Source organism: Paenochrobactrum pullorum (assembly GCF_041929845.1).
Taxonomy (GTDB): domain Bacteria; phylum Pseudomonadota; class Alphaproteobacteria; order Rhizobiales; family Rhizobiaceae; genus Paenochrobactrum; species Paenochrobactrum pullorum.
Genome location: NZ_JBHEEH010000012.1, coordinates 38,797 through 57,372 on the forward strand (window position 1 = coordinate 38,797; position 18,576 = coordinate 57,372).

Sequence of the window (18,576 nt, forward strand, 5' to 3'; positions counted from 1 at the left end):
AATGACGGCAAGAAAAATTGCGCCGAGCAAAAAACCCGCTGAAAATTGATATTGGCCAAGCTGAAAAACTGGCTGTGTCAGGCTATTTGTGTTTTCCATACATATTGCTTTAACCGATTCGCGCATGAATTAAGAGATCAAAACAGGAACATTTTATCATTCGGCCGTTCACGAGCATTGACGTGGTAACTTGTAACAATTAGGTGAAACCCATGTCGATAAAACCACTGATTATTTTACCCGATCCTGTCTTGCGTTTGGTGTCAAAACCGGTTGAGCGTTTTGATGCACAACTGCAAGCTTTTGCTGATGATATGTTTGATACCATGTATGATGCACCTGGTATCGGGCTTGCTGCTATTCAGGTCGGTGAGCCGATCCGTCTGGTGGTGATTGATCTGGCACGTGAGGGCGATGAAAAAGCGCCGCATGTGTTTGTCAATCCGAAGATCGTGCATTCATCCGATGAGCGCAGCATTTATGAAGAAGGCTGTTTGTCTATTCCGGAATATTATGCTGAGGTAGAACGTCCCGCACGCGTGCACGTTGAATATCAGGATGTGCAGGGTAAGCCACAGGCAATGGAAGTCGATGAATTGATGGCCACATGCATCCAGCATGAAATTGACCATTTGGATGGCGTTTTGTTTATTGATCACATTTCCAAGCTGAAACGCGATATGGTGATCAAGAAATTCAAAAAAATCGCCAAAGAACGCCAGCAAAGCAAGCAGGTGCTATAATGTCATTGCGTGTCGTTTTCATGGGAACGCCGGAGTTCTCCGTACCTGTTCTCACCGCTATTATTGGTCATGGTTATGATGTGGTTGCCGTTTATTCGCAGCCGCCGCGTGCCGCAGGACGCCGTGGTCTGGAGTTGACCAAGTCCCCTGTACATCAAAAAGCGGAAGAATTCGGCATTCCTGTCTTTACGCCAAAAAGCTTGCGTTCCGAAGAAGAGCAGCAAAAATTCCGTGATCTGGAAGCTGATGTTGCAATTGTTGTCGCCTATGGCTTGTTATTGCCGCTGCCGATTTTGGAAGGCACGCGCCTTGGTTGCTACAATGGTCACGCGTCGCTATTGCCGCGCTGGCGCGGTGCGGCACCGATCCAGCGCGCCATTATGGCTGGCGACAAAGAGACCGGAATGATGATTATGAAAATGGATGAGGGGCTGGATACCGGCCCTGTTGCCATGGTTGAGAAAATCACGATCACCGAGAATATGACCACCGGTGAATTGCATGACAGGCTGAGCATGACAGGTGCGGATTTGATGATCCGTGCATTGGGTGCTTTGGAGCGTGAAAGTCTGACGCTCAGTCCTCAGGACGAAGACGGTGTGGTTTATGCCGCCAAAATCGACAAGGCGGAAGCGCGTATTGATTGGTCGAAGCCAGCTGAAATTGTGCATAATACCATTCGTGGCTTGTCGCCTTTTCCGGGTAGTTGGTGCGAGATGGAAATTGGCGGCAAAGTGGAACGCGTTAAAATTTTGCGCTCTACTTTGGCCGGAGGTTCAGGCACACCCGGCACCCTTCTTGACGACAAGCTGACCATTGCTTGCGGTGCGGGGGCTGTGCGATTGCTGAGCCTGCAGCGCGCTGGTGGCAAGGCATTGCCGGCATCCGAATTTTTACGCGGCGCAGCCGATTTGCGGGTTCTTTGAAGAATGCCGCGTTATCGGTTGACAGTTGAATATGACGGCACGCCTTATGTCGGCTGGCAGCGTCAAGAAAATGGTCACACCATTCAGGCGGCTATCGAGCAGGCTTTCAAGCGCTTTACCGGTCAGGATTTAACGCTTGGCGCGGCAGGACGCACCGATGCAGGTGTGCATGCCTTGGCTCAGACTGTGCATGTGGATTTGGAGCGTGACTGGTCGGCCGGTAAACTCCGTGAGGCCTTGAACGCCCATCTGGCGCAATGGCAGGAGAAGGTCAGCATTATCAATGTGCAGAAAACCGTTGATCATTTTGATGCGCGTTTTTCTGCCCGTGGCCGTCATTATCTTTATCGCATTCACAATCGTCGCCCGCCGTTAAGTATTGATCTTAATCGCGCATGGTGGGTGTCCAAACCGCTTGATCATGAAAAGATGCATGAGGCTGCGCAGCTTTTGCTCGGCGAGCATGATTTTACCACTTTTCGCGCGAGCCAATGTCAGGCAAAAAGTCCGGTCAAAACATTGGATCGTCTGGATGTGACACGCAATGGCGAGATTATTGAAATTCGGGCGTCGGCGCGCTCGTTCCTGCATAATCAGGTGCGCTCACTCGCCGGTAGCTTGATGGAAGTCGGTTCCGGCCGCTGGACCAGCCAAGATTTGGTTGCTGCATTAGAAGCGCGTGAGCGTTCGCGTTGTGGCGCGGTTGCACCGCCTTACGGGCTCTATCTTATCGGCGTCGATTATGATGATCCAGTTTAATAACCGGCGTTAAAATCGTAATTAATGCCGAATAATTCTTGTAACATGATGGTGATGGCAAAAGACACCATGAACATCGCAATATAAAAGGGCAGGGCAAAACTGGTTGGTTTTTGCAGAGCCGTGCGTGTGAGGCGATAGCTCATTACGATAATTGCGATCATAAAGACAAGCGACAGAATGCTTATGGTTTGGCTGCGCTGTTGCATCACTAATTGTACCAGGCTGATGGGCGCAAAAGCCCATGCCAACAATGCTGTGCCCCAGTTGCTGGCAATGACATAAGGGGCAAAGCGTTTGGCAATACCAATTTTGCTAACGACAAGGCCAAGAAGAAAAATCGGCAAAATCCATGCCGTAATATCAACAATTGCTGCTTTGATGACGATGGAAAAACGCATGGCAGTTTCCTCTCGCCCGCCGGTAAGTTCTGCTGCATAGGCAACCCAACCCGCAAGCAGTGGCGGAAGGCTTACAAGAATTGCGTAAAATGAGCGCCAAAAACCATCGGCTGAGATGTCGAGATAGGCAAGCCCGTCGGACTTGCCGGTCATCATGCGCCAGACACCGTAGAAATAGCGGTAAATTGTGTCGATTGTTGGCAAAGTTCACAAACCTTAACTGACGCGAGGAGGAATAATTGGCTGTAAGCTTAGGAAAATAAACGCAAAAATACAACAGATACAGCTTGCCTTATTGGCGGCATGTTTTGTCGCTATTCAATAAGTCTCCAGTCGATGTAAAAGTTTCAATACCGTTTACATCCCCCTTATAAGACGAGGACTTTTGTCCTCGTCTTATTTGTTCCAAGGTTAGTCACGCAACAAATCATTGATCGATGTTTTCGAGCGGGTGCGTGCATCGACACGTTTGACAATGACCGCACAATAAAGACTTGGGCCCGGCTGACCATTGGGCATTGGTTTGCCAGGCAATGCACCTGCAACGACCACAGAATAAGGCGGCACTTCGCCATAGGTGATATTGCCGGTTTCGCGGTCGACGATCTTGGTAGATTGGCTGATGAAAACACCCATACCAAGCACCGCGCCTTCACGGATGATGCAACCTTCAACCACTTCCGAGCGAGCACCGATAAAGCAATGGTCTTCGATAATGGTCGGACCTGCCTGCAACGGCTCTAAAACCCCGCCAATGCCGACGCCACCAGACAGATGCACGTGTTTGCCGATCTGGGCACAGGAACCAACGGTTGCCCATGCGTCCACCATGCTGCCTTCACCGACATAGGCGCCGACATTGACAAATGAGGGCATCAGCACGGCCTTTGGTGCGATATAAGCGGAATGTCTGACAACGCAATTAGGGACTGCGCGAAAACCAGCTTGCAGAAATTCCTGCTCACCCCAGCCATTAAATTTGGACGGCACTTTATCCCACCATGAGGATTGGTTGGGCGAGCCGCTGATGAGTGCCATTGGCTTGAGACGGAAAGAGAGCAACACGGCCTTTTTCAACCATTGATGGGTGTACCAGTTGCCATTTTCTTGTTTTTCTGCGACACGAAGCTTGCCTTCGCCCAGCAATTGCAAGGCATGTTCTACTGCATCGCGAATTTCGCCCTTGGTATCAGGGGTAATCGCTTCAGCTTCTGTAAATGCATTTTCAATGATGTTTTGAAGTGAATGAAGATCGGTATGTTGCATTGGTGCGAGACTTTTCAATAGCGAATTGTAAGAGCAGTTAAACACTGCGGGCGTAATTAAAATAAGGCTTAAGTGCTTATGGATAGTGGAAACACAGGGTTCACGCAATCTTGATATACAACAACAGAATGATTTTTTATTCACCCTTGTAATGCTATGCATCTTTGATGACGATGTGAAATAACAGGAATGAGACAGGATAAAATATGAATCCGATTGAGAAAAACGGTTGGACGCCATTTCCGAACTCACAGGAAGCTGTGAAGCAGGCAGCGGAAGTGCCTGTAACCCCACAAACCACATCCGACGCTTACCGTTTGGCTTTTGACGATAATGATTTTCTGACGCGACGTGAATTGCGCCCTGTACGTTTGCAACTTGAACTGCTCAAGCCTGAAATGGTGCTGGCAGATCGCGGTATCAAATCAACCGTTGTGTTGTTTGGCGGAGCGCGTATCCCTGAACCGGGTGGCGAGGCATGGGCTGCCAAAAACGAATTGCAAAAGAAAAATCTCGAAGCCAATGCCAAATATTACGAAGAAGCACGTGAGTTTGCACGTCGCTGCTCGGAATATTCAGCAACCACTTATTACCGTGAATTTGTTGTAGTGACAGGCGGCGGCCCCGGTGTGATGGAAGCGGGAAACCGCGGCGCACAGGATGTGGGTGCGCCAAGCATCGGTTTGAATATTGTGCTGCCGCATGAGCAGGCGCCCAATCTTTATGTGACACCGGAGCTATGCTTCAACTTCCATTATTTTGCTATCCGCAAAATGCATTTCCTGATGCGTGCCAAAGCATTTGCCGTGTTTCCGGGTGGTTTCGGAACAATGGATGAATTGTTTGAAACCATGACGCTGATCCAGACCAATCGTATGGAGCCGGTGCCATTATTGCTGTTTGGCAAAGAGTTCTGGAGCAAGGCCATCAATATTGATTATCTTGCCGAGCAGGGCACTATCTCACCATCCGATGTGGATCTTCTGACCTTTGTTGATACGGCAGAAGAAGCATGGGAAGAAGTGAAGCGCTTCTATTCATTATAAGTTTTTAAAAAAAGGCGGCAGAGTTAAAAACTGGCGCCTTTTTAATTTGTCTCAGAGTACCGATTTTAAGAATGCTCCGATATTATCGGTGACATAATCAACTTCATCAGTGTAGCTTTCATCGCTTTCCCAGATTTCCGAAAACGTCGGTTCGAAATTATTGGGTACGATCAGCACGGTTTTCATGCCAAGATTTTTCGGTACAGTGAGATTGCGCGCCAAATCTTCAAACATCACCGACTTTGTCGGATCGACCGAGAATTTTTGCAAGAAACCGTCATAGGTTGCCTGTGCCGGTTTTGGCATTAAATCGGCGGCGACAATATCAAAAATATCGTCAAAACAATCGAGAATCCCGAGCTGGCTGGCAGCACGCTCGGCATGGGTTCGATCCCCATTGGTGAAGATAAAACGACGACCTGGAAGCTGGTTCAGGATCTTCGCCAAATCCGGATCAGGTTTCAGCCATGTATAATCAATATCATGTACTTTCATCAGAAAGTCGTCCGGATCGATATTGTGGACTTCCATCAAGCCTTTTAGCGTGGTGCCGTAATCGCGGTAGAACTGTTTTTGCAATTTGCGCGCATCATCGTGATCAAGCTGCAACAACTCCCGAATATAGGCCGTCATCCGTGCGTCCACTTGCGAAAACAAATTGGTTTCGTGCGGATAAAGTGTGTTGTCGAGATCAAACACCCAATCTGTAATATGCGAAAAAGCTTGAGCATCCGGTATGTTAGTCATCACATCCTCAGAAAATAAAGACCACAATAAAATCCAGCAGCCGGCATTGTTTCAATACCGGCTGCTACAGACAAGAGACGCTTGTAAATTTTAGCGTACGATCAATGTGCCGGCACCGCGCTCGGTGAAGAGTTCAAGCAGAATGGAATGAGGCGTTTTACCATTGAGGATAACCACGCCTTCAACGCCGCGGTTGATCGCTTCAATGCAGGTTTCCACTTTCGGGATCATGCCGCCGGAAATGGTACCGTCTTTGATCAAAGCTTTTGCATCAGCAATCGACAGTTCTTTGATCAGGTTTTTGTCTTTGTCCAAAACGCCCGGAACATCGGTGAGGAACAATAGGCGGGTAGCCTTACATGCACCGGCAATTGCACCGGCAAAAGTGTCGGCATTGATGTTGTAAGTGTGACCGTCACGACCCGGTGCAACCGGCGCAATCACAGGAATCATTTCGGAACGGGCCAGGAGATCAAGCAATGTGCGATCAACCTCAACCGGCTCGCCGACAAAACCAAGATCCAGCACTTTTTCGATATTGGAATCCGGATCAATCACAGTCTTGCGGGCTTTTTCGGCAAAAACCATGTTACCGTCTTTACCGCAAAGACCGATTGCCCATTCTCCTTCGGCATTGATGAGAGCGACGATTTCTTTGTTGATGGAACCGGCAAGCACCATTTCAACGATTTCGACGGTCTTCTCGTCGGTAACACGTAAGCCACCTTCAAAACGCGATTCAATGCCGAGTTTGGTAAGCATGGCCTGAATCTGCGGGCCACCGCCATGAACCACAATCGGGTTGATGCCGGATTGTTTCAACAATGCGATATCACGTGCAAAAGCTTTGCCCAGTTCCGGATTGCCCATGGCGTGACCGCCATATTTCACCACGACATTTTTATTCTCGTAACGCTGCATAAAAGGCAGTGCTGCGGATAAAAGTTGAGCTTGTACTTCGGCATTCTGTTCAGGTGTATTGGTCATTACATTATCCATAGCAGCAAACGGACATAAAGTGGTTCATTACAGAAAAGCATTCCTGACGGAATGCTTCAACTGGTGTTTTGTGATTAATCAGGCTTCTTTGGCAACAAGCGCGATGGCCGCGCGTAATTCTTCAAAGCCGATGCCTTTTTCCGATGAAGTGGCAATGATACCGGGGAAGCAGGCGGCGCGTTTGATGGTGAGTTTCTTGGTCTCTTCCATCAGGCGCGGAATGCCGGCTGGTTTGATTTTGTCGATCTTGGTGAGCACAATCTGATAAGAAACCGCAGCTTTGTCGAGGAGATCAAGCACTTCGGCATCGTTCTTTTTGATGCCGTGGCGCGAATCAATCAGCACATAAACGCGTTTCAAAGTGGTGCGGCCGCGCAAATAATCAAAGACCAGTCGCGTCCATGCATCCACTTGCGATTTAGGCGCTTCAGCAAAACCATAACCCGGCATATCGACAAGCGCGAGTGGCGGCAGATCGCCGTCCTCGCCTGAATAGCCATCAGGCACAAAATAGTTGAGCTCTTGTGTGCGACCCGGCGTGTTGGATGTGCGTGCCAAGCCTTTTTTTGTCACAAGCGCATTGATCAGCGAGGATTTGCCAACATTGGAGCGTCCGGCAAAGGCAATCTCGACAGGGCCTTCTGCCGGCAGAAACTTCATCGACGGAACGCCGCGGATGAAAATCCAGCTTTTGGCAAAAAGCAGACGACCTTCATTGATCAGAGCCTGACGCGCAGCTTCTTCGCGGGCAAGCAGTTCGCCGACATTGGAAGATGTAATATTGATCACAGGTGCTTTTGCAGGTGTGGATGCTTTCGCTGAAGCCGGAGAAGCAGAGCTCAAGTTTTTGGATGTTGGTTTATCTTGTTTGCTCAACTTGGATATCCAGTTCAGAAGGGGTTTTATTTTCAATGTTGGCATCAAGCTTAATAGCTCGCTTGTCAACTATGCAATTAAAAATGATGTAAAAAAAGCCCCTGTGAAGACAGGGGCTTTTATTCTTATACCGGATTATTTAGCCGGTTTGGGCTTTTTCTTGAAGAGACCTTTAAGATTGTCCAACAATTCGATCTTGGCACCCTGACGTTTCATGATAATCGCCTGCTGGGTGATCGAAAGTGTATTGTTCCATGCCCAGTAGATGACGAGACCAGCAGGGAAAGCGGCCAACATGAAGGTGAAGATGATCGGCATCCATGTGAAGATCATCGCTTGTGTCGGATCCGGTGGGGTCGGGTTCATGCGCATCTGCAAGAACATGGTGATACCCATGATCACCGGCCAGACACCAATCATCAGGAACTGTGGCACATCATATGGCAACAGACCGAACAGGTTGAACAGCGATGTTGGATCCGGCGCTGCAAGGTCATGAATCCAGCCAAAGAAAGGCGCATGGCGCATTTCAATGGTGACATAGAGCACCTTATAGAGCGCAAAGAATACAGGGATCTGCACCAATACCGGCCAGCAACCAGCAAGCGGGTTAATTTTTTCCCGTTTGTAAAGCTGCATCATTTCCTGCTGTTGCTTGACTTTATCATCCGCATATTTTTCACGGATTTCAAGCATTGCAGGTTGCATCATCTTCATACGTGCCATCGAAGCATAAGACTTGTTGGCAAGCGGGAAGAACAGACCTTTGAGGATAACGGTTACCACCAGAATCGCGACACCGAAATTGCCGGAGAATTTATAAATCCAGTCAATCAGGTAGAACATCGGTTTGGTGATGAAGTAGAACCAACCCCAGTCGATCAGCAATTCGAAGTTTTTGATGCTGAGATTTTCTTCATATTTTTTGATGTCGGAAACAACTTTTGCACCGGCAAAAACATGATTGGTCAGTTTTTGAGTTTCACCAGCAGCAACAGTGATCGGCTCGCTCAGGAAATCAGCCTGATAGCGCGGACGGTCATTGGTGAAATGGGAGAAACGGGCCGTGTATTTTTCTGCCTGTGGCGGAATAAGGGTTGCAGCCCAATATTTATCGGTGATGCCGAGCCAGCCGCCGGACACGTCTTTAAACGGCATGTCCTTGTTGTCTTCGATCTTGGAATATTTGATTTCCTGAAGACCGTCGTCACCCATTACACCAATCAGGCCCTCATGCAGTACATAAGTGGCGCTTGCATGTTCCGGCTGGTTGAAGCGGGTAACGCGACCATAAGAGGCCAGCGAAACAGGCACACCTGCTTCATTGATGATATTGTCTTCGAAAGTGAAGAGATAAGCATCATCCACCGAGATGGTGCGTTTAAAAGTGATGTTTTTCTCGTTGGTGAAGGACAATGTTACCGGTGTTGAAGGGGTAAGCTTGTCATTGCCTTCAACCGTCCAGACAGTAGTCGGACCCGGGACTGCGCCGGTTGTGTCATTGCCGGCAAAGCCCAGTTCAACAAAATAGCCCTGACGCAAGGCAGAAGGTGCCAAGAGCTCAATATTCGGCGATTTGTCACTGACGGTTTCGTGATATTTGCTCAGGAATAAATCATCAAGACGCGCGCCGGTCAGATTGATGGAACCGCGCAAAGCCGGGGTTTCAATGGCAATACGCTTGGACTGACCAAGTGCTGCCTCGCGGCTCAGTGAGCCGGCGGCAACATTGTCAGCTCCCGGAACCTGACCCGGAATATTATCAGCAGATTGCTGTAACTGGGGGGTGTCGCTTAAGCCGGTATTGGCTCCATTGCCCTGCTGCGTGGCGGTTTGTGCCTGACGCTGCTGCTCCTCAATGCGTGTCTGTTCACGCTGGGCTTCCGACTTGGGGCCCATGTAAAAGACCTGCCAGAGTGTCAGTATGAGGATGGACAGGGCAATGGTGATGAAGAAATTTCGATTATTTTCCATTGACGGGTCCTGATTCCGGTCGTTCGCTTCGGCGCTTCTTATCTGATCGGTTGCTTTCATTGCTGCGCTTGGCGCGCTTGGCAATTTCTTGGGCGAGGATCAGAAAGGGCGCAGTGAGTGCCTCTCTTCGTGCAACAATCACATAGTCGGTTGAAGGCTGCATGTCATCTGCTGCATGACAGCGCACGGCTTCTCGAAGCCTGCGGCGGATACGGTTGCGAATAACGGCATTGCCGTTTTTCTTGGTCACCGTAAAACCGACCCGCGTTGCGTTGCCAATTTTAGCATTAGCCGATTCTTCTGGAGTGCGCCCCCGCACTTCCATCAGAAACAAGGGGCCACGGCGTTTTTCGCCATTCCTTACAGTCAAAAACTCCGCTCTCTTGCGAAGGCGGAGTGTTTGTTTGTTGGTTATTTTGTCCATTTCGCTCATGGCCGCGCTTTAAAGCGCGGTTGCGAATTATGCGGACAACCGCTTACGACCGCGAGCGCGGCGAGCGGCAATAACTTTACGACCGCCGGTGGTGGCCATGCGTGAACGGAATCCGTGGCGACGCTTACGGACGAGCTTGGATGGTTGGTATGTACGCTTCATTTATTTAATACCGCGGTGTGCGGCCCTTCTTGGTTCTGTATTTTGAACAGGAGCGAATTCGTTTAACGAAAGCCTCCGGCTTTTGGCCGGATGTGAAATGTTCACGAATATGTTGCGGCTTATAGAGAATGCCGCCTTTTGAGTCAATCACAAGTAAATAGGTTAGGGCACAAGTAAATAGGTTCAGGCACAAGTAAATAGGTTCAGGCACAAGTAAACGCGCTCGGGAAAGGCCGGAGCTGTTCATTTAAAGGGACTAACGCCATTTAAAAAGCGTTGATAATAAAAAAGTGATTGCTGTGATCAAAATAAATATGCTCTGCATAGGCGGATGAATTTCAAGCGGTGACGCTTGAAATTTTAACATTGCAAAGCAGGAGTTGAGCATGAGCATTCGTCGTATTGAAGTTGGCCCGCGCATGAGCGAAGCTGTCATTCACGGCAATACGGTTTATCTGTCCGGTCAGGTCGGCACACCAGGCGCCAGCGTTTTTCAGCAGACGCAAGATGTTTGCGCAGAGATTGATGCAGCTTTGGCAAAGGCCGGCACTAATAAATCCAAAATTCTGCAGGCGATCATCTGGCTGGATGATATGGCTGATTTTGGTGAAATGAATAAAGCGTGGGAAGCTTGGGTTGATCCGGCCAACACGCCTGCACGTGCGACCGGCGAGGCAAAGCTCGCCAGCCCTGATTATAAAGTGGAAATCATTATTACGGCAGCGCTGGACTAATGGTTTTAAAACTCGGCTCTGGCATTTTGTCCAGCTGCTCGAGTGTGACAGGCTGGCGAATACGGCGTGAATAATCTTTTGCGTCACCTTTCGCCAGCTCATTGATATGCGCTTTGGCAATTGTATGTTCTGCTGTATCCGCTGTCGAAATCAGTTCGTGATCATAGAGGTAATAAGGCGCATAGCCTGATAATAAAATACGATAATCAAACATGATGCCCGGGTCCATCAGGCGCGCCATTTCAAAAATGACGGTGGTGCAGTTGGTTAAAAGCGTGTTGTAAAACTCCGGCTCTTCGGCCAGACGGTTGGCATTTTCCACATAGTTTAAAAACAATGTTTTGGCGGTTTCCTGCTCAATATCGATCGGATAGCGATAAACCTGCTCACCACGAATATTGGTGCGGGTAAAGATGATGTCGCTTTCTTCGGCGGCAATCATTGCCAGTTCAAATTTGCGGAAAAAACCACCAATTGTGGAAAATTCTTCGTGATGTTCTTTGCGAATTTCTGCGGAAAAAACGATATGGCGGCCATCGGCAAATCCGAAAGACACTAATGTGTGTGCAATGGCAGGGCCGGTCCAGTAAGAAAGAAAAGCATCCGTTGAAATAATGGTGTTCAGATCGTAAGTCTCGCTTTTCCAACGAATTTTATATTCGGTTTCGCTTATCCATTCAAAATCACGGATATTATTGAGTGTGACCATATCGCCATCAATCGTGCCGGTGACGGTATAGGCAACTTCTGCAGCCCAAATACGGTTGAGTGATGGTTTGATGGTTGCCCACCAACCCAAAATGGCAAGGCACAGACATAAGAAAATAGCGCGGCGTGGCCACGGGGCTGGCTGACGTTCACCCCACAGATACCAGACCAGCACGCCAAGCCATAAGCCGATGATGGCAATACGCATTAAAGTGCCGAAAGGGGCTTGAAACCAGATGGCGCAGCTTGCCCAAATGAAAAAGGCAATTGCGACAGGACAGAGGATGAGCTTGATGATGATATTGAGCCAGTCGTAATTATTCATTACGCTTAAACGATCCTCGCCAGTTTGCATGTTGTTTACATGATGTGTTTTCAACGCATATTTTCAGTGCCAAGAAGCGCTTAAACGAGGCTAGGTAATAAAGTTAAAAAAATCCAGCGTAATTCGGTTCCTGTAAATCCAAATTTGCATTATTTTTGCCAAACTCCATGTTTAATCCTTCGTGACCCCGCATTCTTAACCAATGCCTAATGTTTAGGTGGCAAAAAAGTTTTTATGGTAAACGGTTTCTTAAAATCATGTTTGGTTGCCGGTATATTATCCGGTTGTGTGTCTTTCTCAATTGCATCAATGGCGGAGACGCTTTCTTTGGCGTCGGTGTCGGGTAGCAAGCAGCACAATATACCTCTCGAAACACAAACACCTGTGACGACGAAGCCAGCTGCTATCAGTCCGACCGGAGAGGGGCTTATCATGATTGACCCGACGAAGAAACCGGCAGAAAAGAACGATAAAAAGCCGGAGAATCTGGTTCGTAATCGGACCTTTATCTATCAGTTTTATCATCCTGATGAATTGGAGGGGGGAAACCCGTCACGTGAATTGGTGGTGCTTTTGCATGGCTCGGGCGGCAATGAAGCAAGTCTCGTTCCCCTGGCGCGCCGTGTCTGGCCGCGCGCGGTCTTGCTCGGTGTTAGAGGACGTGTTTTGCAGGATGGCGGCACGCGCTGGTATCGTAAAATAACTGCCGTAAAGTTTGATGAAAAAGATGTGCAGCAGGAAGCTGATGCTTTTGTTATTTTTATAAGCAAGTTGGCAGAGAAAGAAAATCTTGATTTGCCGAATGCGACTTTTGTCGGCTATTCTAATGGTGCCAATTTGCTCGCTGCCACCATGTTTATGCATTCCGATCTGGTACGTCGTGCGGTGTTGATGCGCTCAATGCCGGTGCTGGCACAAATGCCGAAAGCGGATCTGAGTAAAGTTCAGGTGCTGACGATTACCGGTGAGCAGGATAAATTATATTCACCTTTTGCGCCGGCTTTATCCGATGCCTTACGCCGCAGTGATGCCAAACTGGATGCGGAAATGGTGGATGCAGGGCATATGCTCGGCTTGAAAGATCGCCAGATCATTAGGCAATGGTTGGCTTCTCTTGATGGCACGAACTTGACCGATGTGAAGGTCAGGCCAAAAAAACATTAAGAAAAAAGCAGTGGTTTTAACCACTGCTTTTTTAATTTCATGCGGTGATGTCGATCAAACCACAGTCACCATTTTCGGAGCCGTAGCTGAGGCGATGACCGGCCTTGTCCCAACCCATTGATGAGACCGCACTTTTGCCGGGACGACGTAGCAGCACTTCTTTGTTGTCAGCAAAGCGCACGACCATGATCATGCCGTCCTGATAACCGATCGCGACAATATCTTCGCTTGGATGACAGCTTACCGATGTTACCATCGTATCGCCGCGCATGCCAAGTTCCAGCGGTGCTTTGCCCATCGGCCCGTCTTTGCTGGCAAAAGGCCAGACAATCGCGGCTGATGCGCCGGAGGTGGCGAGCCATTTGCCTTTGGCGCTCCAGGACCAGCTTTTGACCTTCGCCGGATAACCGGTCATGCGCATATGGCGGTTATCTTCCAGACGCCAGCCATGCAGCGCATTTTCCTGCATGGACGTAACCAGAAAGCGGCCGTCGGGCGAGAAAGTTGCATCAATATGGGCACCTTTCCAATCAAGATCGACAGGTTTTGCAGAGGTGCCTGTCCAGATCAGGTCGGCGCCATTGTAACGTGCAATAGCAATGCGCTGGCCCTTCGGGGCACAGGCGATGCCTTCCACACTGCGTTCCTGCGCCAATTCCTGTAATTTGCCGTCGGAACCGAGCACCCATGCAATACGGCCTGAACCAAATGCCACCATCCCATGCGGACCGCTGGCAATAGTGGTGATCCATTTGCGGGATTGATGAGCAATTTCACGGACTTTGCCGGACGCCTCAATGCGGCAGACGCGGCCATCCTCACCACCGGTAAGGATGCTTTTACCGTCAAAGCTTAGAACAGCGCAGAGGATACCATCATGCGCGGTTACTTTTTGATGGCCGTTATCTTGCCAATTTACGGTACCGTCGGCCATGACAAAAAACGGGATGTCATTGACGAAGCAGCTAAAAAGGCAATGGCCTTCGAGATCAAAAGGAGCAAGTGTTGGCATGGCTTATTTACAGGCCTCGAAACCGGATTTGAGCGCTTGCTTGTCAAGATCGCGTCCGATGAATACAAGGCGGCTTTCCCGCTTTTCATCATCTTTCCAAGGGCGCTGGTGATCGCCTTCGATAATCATATGGACGCCTTGAATGACATAACGGTCATTGTCGTTTTTAAAGGCCATAATACCTTTGAGACGCAGAATATTGGGGCCTTGGGTCTGGGTAATATCCTGAATCCAGCTGAAGAATTTTTCCGGATCCAACTCGCCGGTACGCAGCGAGATGGATGTCACCGTCACATCATGAATGTCGGATGCTTTGCCCTGAGCATGATCATGTTCATGATCGTGCTCGTGATGATGGTGATCGTGGTCGCAATCAGGGCCACAGCTGTGGTCGTGATTATGATGGTGGTGGTGATGGTCGTGCCCGTGATCGTGATCACAATCAGGCCCACAAACATGATCAGGATGATCGTGATCGAGGAAATGTGGATCATTATCCAGTGCGCGCTGCAAATCAAAAGCGCCGCGATTCAGCACACGGTCAAGCGCGATATTGGCGCGCTCCGTGCGATGGATGGTGGCATGCGGATTGATGGCGCGCACGGTTGTTTCAATCTTGGCCAGATCATCTTCACTGACGAGATCGGTTTTGTTGAGCAGAACCACATCGGCAAAGGCGATCTGGTCTTCTGCTTCGCGGCTGTCTTTCAGGCGCAGCGGTAAATGCTTGGCATCAACGAGCGCAACGACAGCATCAAGGCTGGTTTTGGCACGCACATCGTCATCCATGAAGAATGTTTGTGCAACCGGCACCGGATCAGCAAGACCGGTGGTTTCAACGATAATGGCATCAAAGCGACCCGGGCGACGCATCAAGCCTTCCACCACGCGGATAAGATCGCCGCGCACAGTGCAGCAAATGCAGCCATTGTTCATTTCATAAATCTCTTCGTCGGATTCGACGATCAGATCATTATCAATCCCGATTTCACCAAATTCATTGACCACAACCGCATAACGCTTGCCGTGGGCTTCGGTGAGGATACGGTTGAGGAGCGTGGTTTTGCCTGAGCCTAAATATCCGGTAAGAACGGTAACAGGGATACGGTTCGGCGTGGTAGCCGTTTCAGTTTGCTCTTGGCTCATAATGATCGCCTCTCAATTTGGATGCGGATTTAATCAGAAGACGGATATAGGGAATCGATCCGTGAAATGCTATACTATTACATAGACACTTATGCACATTATGATGGCTTATTTTAAGTCTTCACAATCAAAACGGCTGATATCCTCCAGTAATTCGCTTAAACCTTTGACTGCATGGGCAATGAGTTTTTCACCGGCTTGGGCGTTGGCTGCTTTGGCATTGCCGGCCACACCTTGCGCGTTGAGATCGCTCATTTTCCAGCCGAAAGCATGCGGGCCATAGGCACGAAGATGTTTGAAGTTTTGAATAAATTCGGCCTGACGATTGCCGAAATCTTCAGCTTTGTTCATGTCCACAAGATCAGGACGGAGCGCCAGCATCACCGAGGTTTCAATAAAGCCGCCATGAATGTCGAGCGATTTTTCCTGTTGACTGATGAGCCCTTCAGGCACGCCAAAGCGTGTCCAGCTGGTGGCGACCACCAACATATTGTGACGCACCCGCAATTCGGTGGCGACAATGGTGAGGAGGGGGGAATTGCCGCCATGCGCGTTGATGAGCATTAATTTATGGATGCCTTGGGCATGTAAATATGCGCCAATGCTGATCCATTGATTGACCGCTTCATCAAAGGAAAGTGTTTTGCTGCCTGCAACATCCATATGTTCAATCGAATATCCCACCGGTTGCGCGGGAAGAAATTCAATGTCGAGTTTGCCGGAGATGGCTTGTTTCAAACGATCGGCAATGCCTTGTGCAATGATGGTGTCCGTTTCAAACGGCAGGTGGCTTCCGTGTTGTTCATGCGCACCGAGTGGCAGAACGGCAATCTTTTGTGGTGTCGTAGTTTCAGAGGCAGCAGAGATCACTTTTACATTTCCGTTTGATTGCTTATACACTTTATAGTCGCAACAGCATAATTCATATCATTCCATATTGATCTCCTTATCAGACCAATTTACTAAACTTTATGATATAGCGCATATTTATGTTTGTGTTGTGCCAAAGCAATATGCGGCATTATCCTGCCGGAGGCGGATTGCAGCCTGAATAATCAGGTCAACGGGGGTTAGACAGGAGGCGTCGTGGCTCAAAAAATAAAACTATCCACAATTGCTGATGCATTGGGTGTTTCCACTGCGACTGTTTCACTGGCTTTGCGTGACAGCCCCTTGGTGGCTGACCAGACCCGCGAGAAGATTAAAGAGCATGCGCGCGAGATCGGTTATATTTACAACCGGCGCGCCGCCAGTCTGCGCACTTCGCGCTCCGGCATTGTCGGGGTGGTGGTGCATGACATTATGAACCCGTTTTTTGCCGAGATTTTGCGCTCGATTGAAACCGAGCTTGACCGTTCACGCCAAACTTTCATCCTTTCCAATCATTATGACCAGTTGGAAAAGCAGCGCACATTCATCGACACTTTATTACAGCTCGGTGCGGATGGGGTGATTATGTCACCGGCAATTGGCACACCGGCTGAAGATATTCAGCTCGCTGAAGATAATGGTCTGCCGATTGTGTTAATTGCGCGTAGTGTTGACGGTGTTGATGCACCGGTTTTCCGTGGTGATGATGCTTATGGTATGAGCCTTGCCACTAACCACTTGATTTCACTTGGCCACAAGAAAATCGCGATGGTGGGCGGCACCGACCAGACATCGACCGGCCGTGACCGTTATCACGGATATGTCATGGCGATGGAAAAGGCAGGTTTGGAGGTCAAACCAGAATGGCGCATTCAGGGGCCGCGCACCAAGCAAGGCGGCTTTGAAGTAGCACCGCAATTTCTGGCGTTAAAAGACAAGCCGACTGCGGCTGTTTGCTGGAATGATTTGACCGCTATCGGTTTGATGAATGGTATTGCGCGCGCGGGTCTTGTGCCGGGCGAAGATATTTCGGTTACCGGTTACGATGATCTGGAAGAGGCGGCGATTGCCACCCCTGCTTTGACGACTGTCTGGAACGGTCAGCGTGAAGTGGGGCGCCGAGCCGCTCGTGCCTTGCTTGATCAGCTCAATGGTGTGCCAGTGCCGGTTCCGCAAGAATTGATCCATCCGGAGCTGCATATTCGTCAATCCACGACGAAACCGAAGAAAAGCTGATATCATTATAAATCAAGGGATGCGGTTATGGAACAGAAACAAACAATTCTGGTTTTGGGCAAGTTTAACACAACAGTGTTGGAAAGATTAAAACCCGAATTTGATCTCATCCATTTGATTGACGGGGATGGCAGCAAACTTGAAGCGGATAGACTGCCCGCGATTAAAGCTGTCATTAATAGTATCGGGGTCAGATTTTCTAATAGCTTGATGGATCAACTGCCGAATTTGGAAATCATTGGTAATTTTGGCGTTGGCTATGATGGTATTGATGCCAAATATGCGGCGCAAAAAAATATTATGGTGACCAATACGCCGGATGTCTTGACCGAAGAAGTGGCGGATACCGCTGTTGGCTTGCTCATCAATACTGTGCGTGAATTGCCGCGCGCGCAGAATCATCTATTGCAGGGTAAATGGAAACAAAGCGGTTATCCGCTTTCCAAACTCTCATTGCGTGAGCGCAAAGTCGGTATTTTTGGCCTTGGACGGATTGGCAAAGCAATTGCACGTCGATTGGAAGCTTTTGATTTATCAATTTCATATCACAATCGCAGCAAAGCTTCGGATGTATCCTACACCTATTATCCAAGTCTGATTGAGCTTGCCAAAGCGGTGGATACGCTGATTTTAGTGGCGCCGGCCAGTGCAGAAACCACTCATGCTGTCAATAAAGATGTGTTGGAAGCTTTGGGTAAAAACGGTGTATTGATTAATGTCGGGCGCGGTTCGCTGGTGGATGAAAAAGCGCTCATTAAAGCACTTCAGGACGGGGTGATTGCAGCTGCCGGACTTGATGTATTTGAAAAAGAACCGCATGTGCCGGAAGAATTGATGCAAATGGACAATGTCGTATTGCTGCCGCATGTTGCTTCAGCATCGGAACTAACTCGACTGAATATGAGCAAACTGGTGATTGATAATCTGCTTGGCTGGTTTGGTTCGGGCGAGGTGGTGACACCCGTCTTTGAAACTCAAACAGTGACCCGTAAATACTAATTCAAAAAAACCCCGCATAGAGTATTCAATGCGGGGTTTTTTTAAATGAC

General features: G+C 49.0%; 20 protein-coding genes. 8 read left to right on the plus strand and 12 right to left on the minus strand.

Translation table 11 applies throughout. The features are described from left to right. Positions 1-212: 212 nt before the first annotated feature. The 3 genes from def to truA are packed head-to-tail and all read left to right on the plus strand — an operon-like array spanning position 213 to position 2,428. Positions 213-743 (plus strand): peptide deformylase, encoded by a 531-nt coding sequence (def, locus tag JNC77_RS14035; protein WP_374833561.1) that lies wholly within the window; start codon positions 213-215, stop codon positions 741-743. A gap of 5 nt (positions 744-748) precedes the next feature. Continuing rightward, on the plus strand, positions 749-1,669 hold the full coding sequence (fmt, locus tag JNC77_RS14040) for a methionyl-tRNA formyltransferase (protein WP_374833648.1): 921 nt from the start codon (positions 749-751) through the stop codon (positions 1,667-1,669). Positions 1,670-1,672: 3 nt separating this feature from the next. Further along, on the plus strand, positions 1,673-2,428 hold the full coding sequence (gene truA, locus JNC77_RS14045) for a tRNA pseudouridine(38-40) synthase TruA (RefSeq protein WP_374833563.1): 756 nt from the start codon (positions 1,673-1,675) through the stop codon (positions 2,426-2,428). On the opposite strand, the gene JNC77_RS14050 is transcribed toward truA, so the two are convergent. Further along, positions 2,425-3,033 carry a hypothetical protein gene (locus tag JNC77_RS14050; RefSeq protein WP_374833565.1) on the minus strand — a complete coding sequence of 203 codons (609 nt, stop codon included), beginning with the start codon at positions 3,031-3,033 and terminating at the stop codon, positions 2,425-2,427. The two genes, truA and JNC77_RS14050, sit on opposite strands and share 4 nt — an antisense overlap. 207 nt (positions 3,034-3,240) lie before the next feature. After that, positions 3,241-4,095 carry a 2,3,4,5-tetrahydropyridine-2,6-dicarboxylate N-succinyltransferase gene (dapD, locus tag JNC77_RS14055; RefSeq protein ID WP_374833567.1) on the minus strand — a complete coding sequence of 285 codons (855 nt, stop codon included), beginning with the start codon at positions 4,093-4,095 and terminating at the stop codon, positions 3,241-3,243. A gap of 206 nt (positions 4,096-4,301) precedes the next feature. Between dapD and JNC77_RS14060 the strand changes: the two genes are divergently transcribed. Continuing rightward, entirely contained in the window at positions 4,302-5,141 is an 840-nt protein-coding gene (locus tag JNC77_RS14060) for an LOG family protein (protein ID WP_374833569.1), read from the plus strand. Positions 5,142-5,192: 51 nt separating this feature from the next. Here JNC77_RS14060 and JNC77_RS14065 read toward each other — a convergent pair whose 3' ends face one another. The 6 genes from JNC77_RS14065 to rpmH all read right to left on the minus strand — a co-directional run bounded on the left by JNC77_RS14065 (position 5,193) and on the right by rpmH (position 10,332). Beyond that, positions 5,193-5,888: a pyrimidine 5'-nucleotidase gene (locus JNC77_RS14065; RefSeq protein ID WP_374833571.1), complete on the minus strand. Its 696-nt coding sequence runs from the start codon at positions 5,886-5,888 to the stop codon at positions 5,193-5,195. Between the two features lie 90 nt (positions 5,889-5,978). Further along, on the minus strand, positions 5,979-6,875 hold the full coding sequence (gene argB / locus JNC77_RS14070) for an acetylglutamate kinase (RefSeq protein WP_374833573.1): 897 nt from the start codon (positions 6,873-6,875) through the stop codon (positions 5,979-5,981). Positions 6,876-6,965: 90 nt separating this feature from the next. Continuing rightward, positions 6,966-7,643: a ribosome biogenesis GTP-binding protein YihA/YsxC gene (gene yihA, locus JNC77_RS14075; RefSeq protein ID WP_184219667.1), complete on the minus strand. Its 678-nt coding sequence runs from the start codon at positions 7,641-7,643 to the stop codon at positions 6,966-6,968. Positions 7,644-7,898: 255 nt separating this feature from the next. Further along, entirely contained in the window at positions 7,899-9,737 is a 1,839-nt protein-coding gene (gene yidC / locus JNC77_RS14080; protein WP_374833575.1) for a membrane protein insertase YidC, read from the minus strand. Next, the gene (gene rnpA, locus JNC77_RS14085) at positions 9,727-10,161 is read right to left on the minus strand and encodes a ribonuclease P protein component (RefSeq protein WP_374833650.1); all 435 of its coding nucleotides are present in this window, start codon (positions 10,159-10,161) and stop codon (positions 9,727-9,729) included. The genes yidC and rnpA overlap by 11 nt, the downstream gene beginning before the upstream one ends. A 36-nt stretch (positions 10,162-10,197) precedes the next feature. Further along, complete coding sequence (gene rpmH / locus JNC77_RS14090) at positions 10,198-10,332, minus strand: 50S ribosomal protein L34 (protein ID WP_374833577.1); 135 nt, start codon at positions 10,330-10,332, stop codon at positions 10,198-10,200. Between the two features lie 386 nt (positions 10,333-10,718). Between rpmH and JNC77_RS14095 the strand changes: the two genes are divergently transcribed. Further along, entirely contained in the window at positions 10,719-11,066 is a 348-nt protein-coding gene (locus JNC77_RS14095; protein WP_374833579.1) for a RidA family protein, read from the plus strand. On the opposite strand, the gene JNC77_RS14100 is transcribed toward JNC77_RS14095, so the two are convergent. Continuing rightward, the gene (locus tag JNC77_RS14100; protein WP_374833581.1) at positions 11,047-12,129 is read right to left on the minus strand and encodes an Lnb N-terminal periplasmic domain-containing protein; all 1,083 of its coding nucleotides are present in this window, start codon (positions 12,127-12,129) and stop codon (positions 11,047-11,049) included. The two genes, JNC77_RS14095 and JNC77_RS14100, sit on opposite strands and share 20 nt — an antisense overlap. A 204-nt stretch (positions 12,130-12,333) precedes the next feature. On the opposite strand from JNC77_RS14100, the gene JNC77_RS14105 reads away from it, so the two are divergent. After that, entirely contained in the window at positions 12,334-13,263 is a 930-nt protein-coding gene (locus tag JNC77_RS14105; RefSeq protein WP_374833583.1) for an alpha/beta hydrolase, read from the plus strand. 37 nt (positions 13,264-13,300) lie between these two features. Here JNC77_RS14105 and JNC77_RS14110 read toward each other — a convergent pair whose 3' ends face one another. The 3 genes from JNC77_RS14110 to JNC77_RS14120 all read right to left on the minus strand — a co-directional run bounded on the left by JNC77_RS14110 (position 13,301) and on the right by JNC77_RS14120 (position 16,291). Next, on the minus strand, positions 13,301-14,275 hold the full coding sequence (locus JNC77_RS14110; protein WP_374833585.1) for a WD40 repeat domain-containing protein: 975 nt from the start codon (positions 14,273-14,275) through the stop codon (positions 13,301-13,303). 3 nt (positions 14,276-14,278) lie between these two features. Then, positions 14,279-15,421 carry a CobW family GTP-binding protein gene (locus JNC77_RS14115; RefSeq protein ID WP_374833587.1) on the minus strand — a complete coding sequence of 381 codons (1,143 nt, stop codon included), beginning with the start codon at positions 15,419-15,421 and terminating at the stop codon, positions 14,279-14,281. A 108-nt stretch (positions 15,422-15,529) separates the two neighbouring features. Then, positions 15,530-16,291: a creatininase family protein gene (locus tag JNC77_RS14120; protein ID WP_374833589.1), complete on the minus strand. Its 762-nt coding sequence runs from the start codon at positions 16,289-16,291 to the stop codon at positions 15,530-15,532. Positions 16,292-16,507: 216 nt separating this feature from the next. Here JNC77_RS14120 and JNC77_RS14125 point away from each other — a divergent pair, with 216 nt between their 5' ends. Both JNC77_RS14125 and JNC77_RS14130 read left to right on the plus strand, forming a co-directional pair. After that, the gene (locus JNC77_RS14125; RefSeq protein ID WP_374833591.1) at positions 16,508-17,527 is read left to right on the plus strand and encodes a LacI family DNA-binding transcriptional regulator; all 1,020 of its coding nucleotides are present in this window, start codon (positions 16,508-16,510) and stop codon (positions 17,525-17,527) included. A 27-nt stretch (positions 17,528-17,554) separates the two neighbouring features. After that, positions 17,555-18,526 carry a 2-hydroxyacid dehydrogenase gene (locus JNC77_RS14130; protein ID WP_374833593.1) on the plus strand — a complete coding sequence of 324 codons (972 nt, stop codon included), beginning with the start codon at positions 17,555-17,557 and terminating at the stop codon, positions 18,524-18,526. The last annotated feature ends 50 nt before the right edge of the window (positions 18,527-18,576 follow it).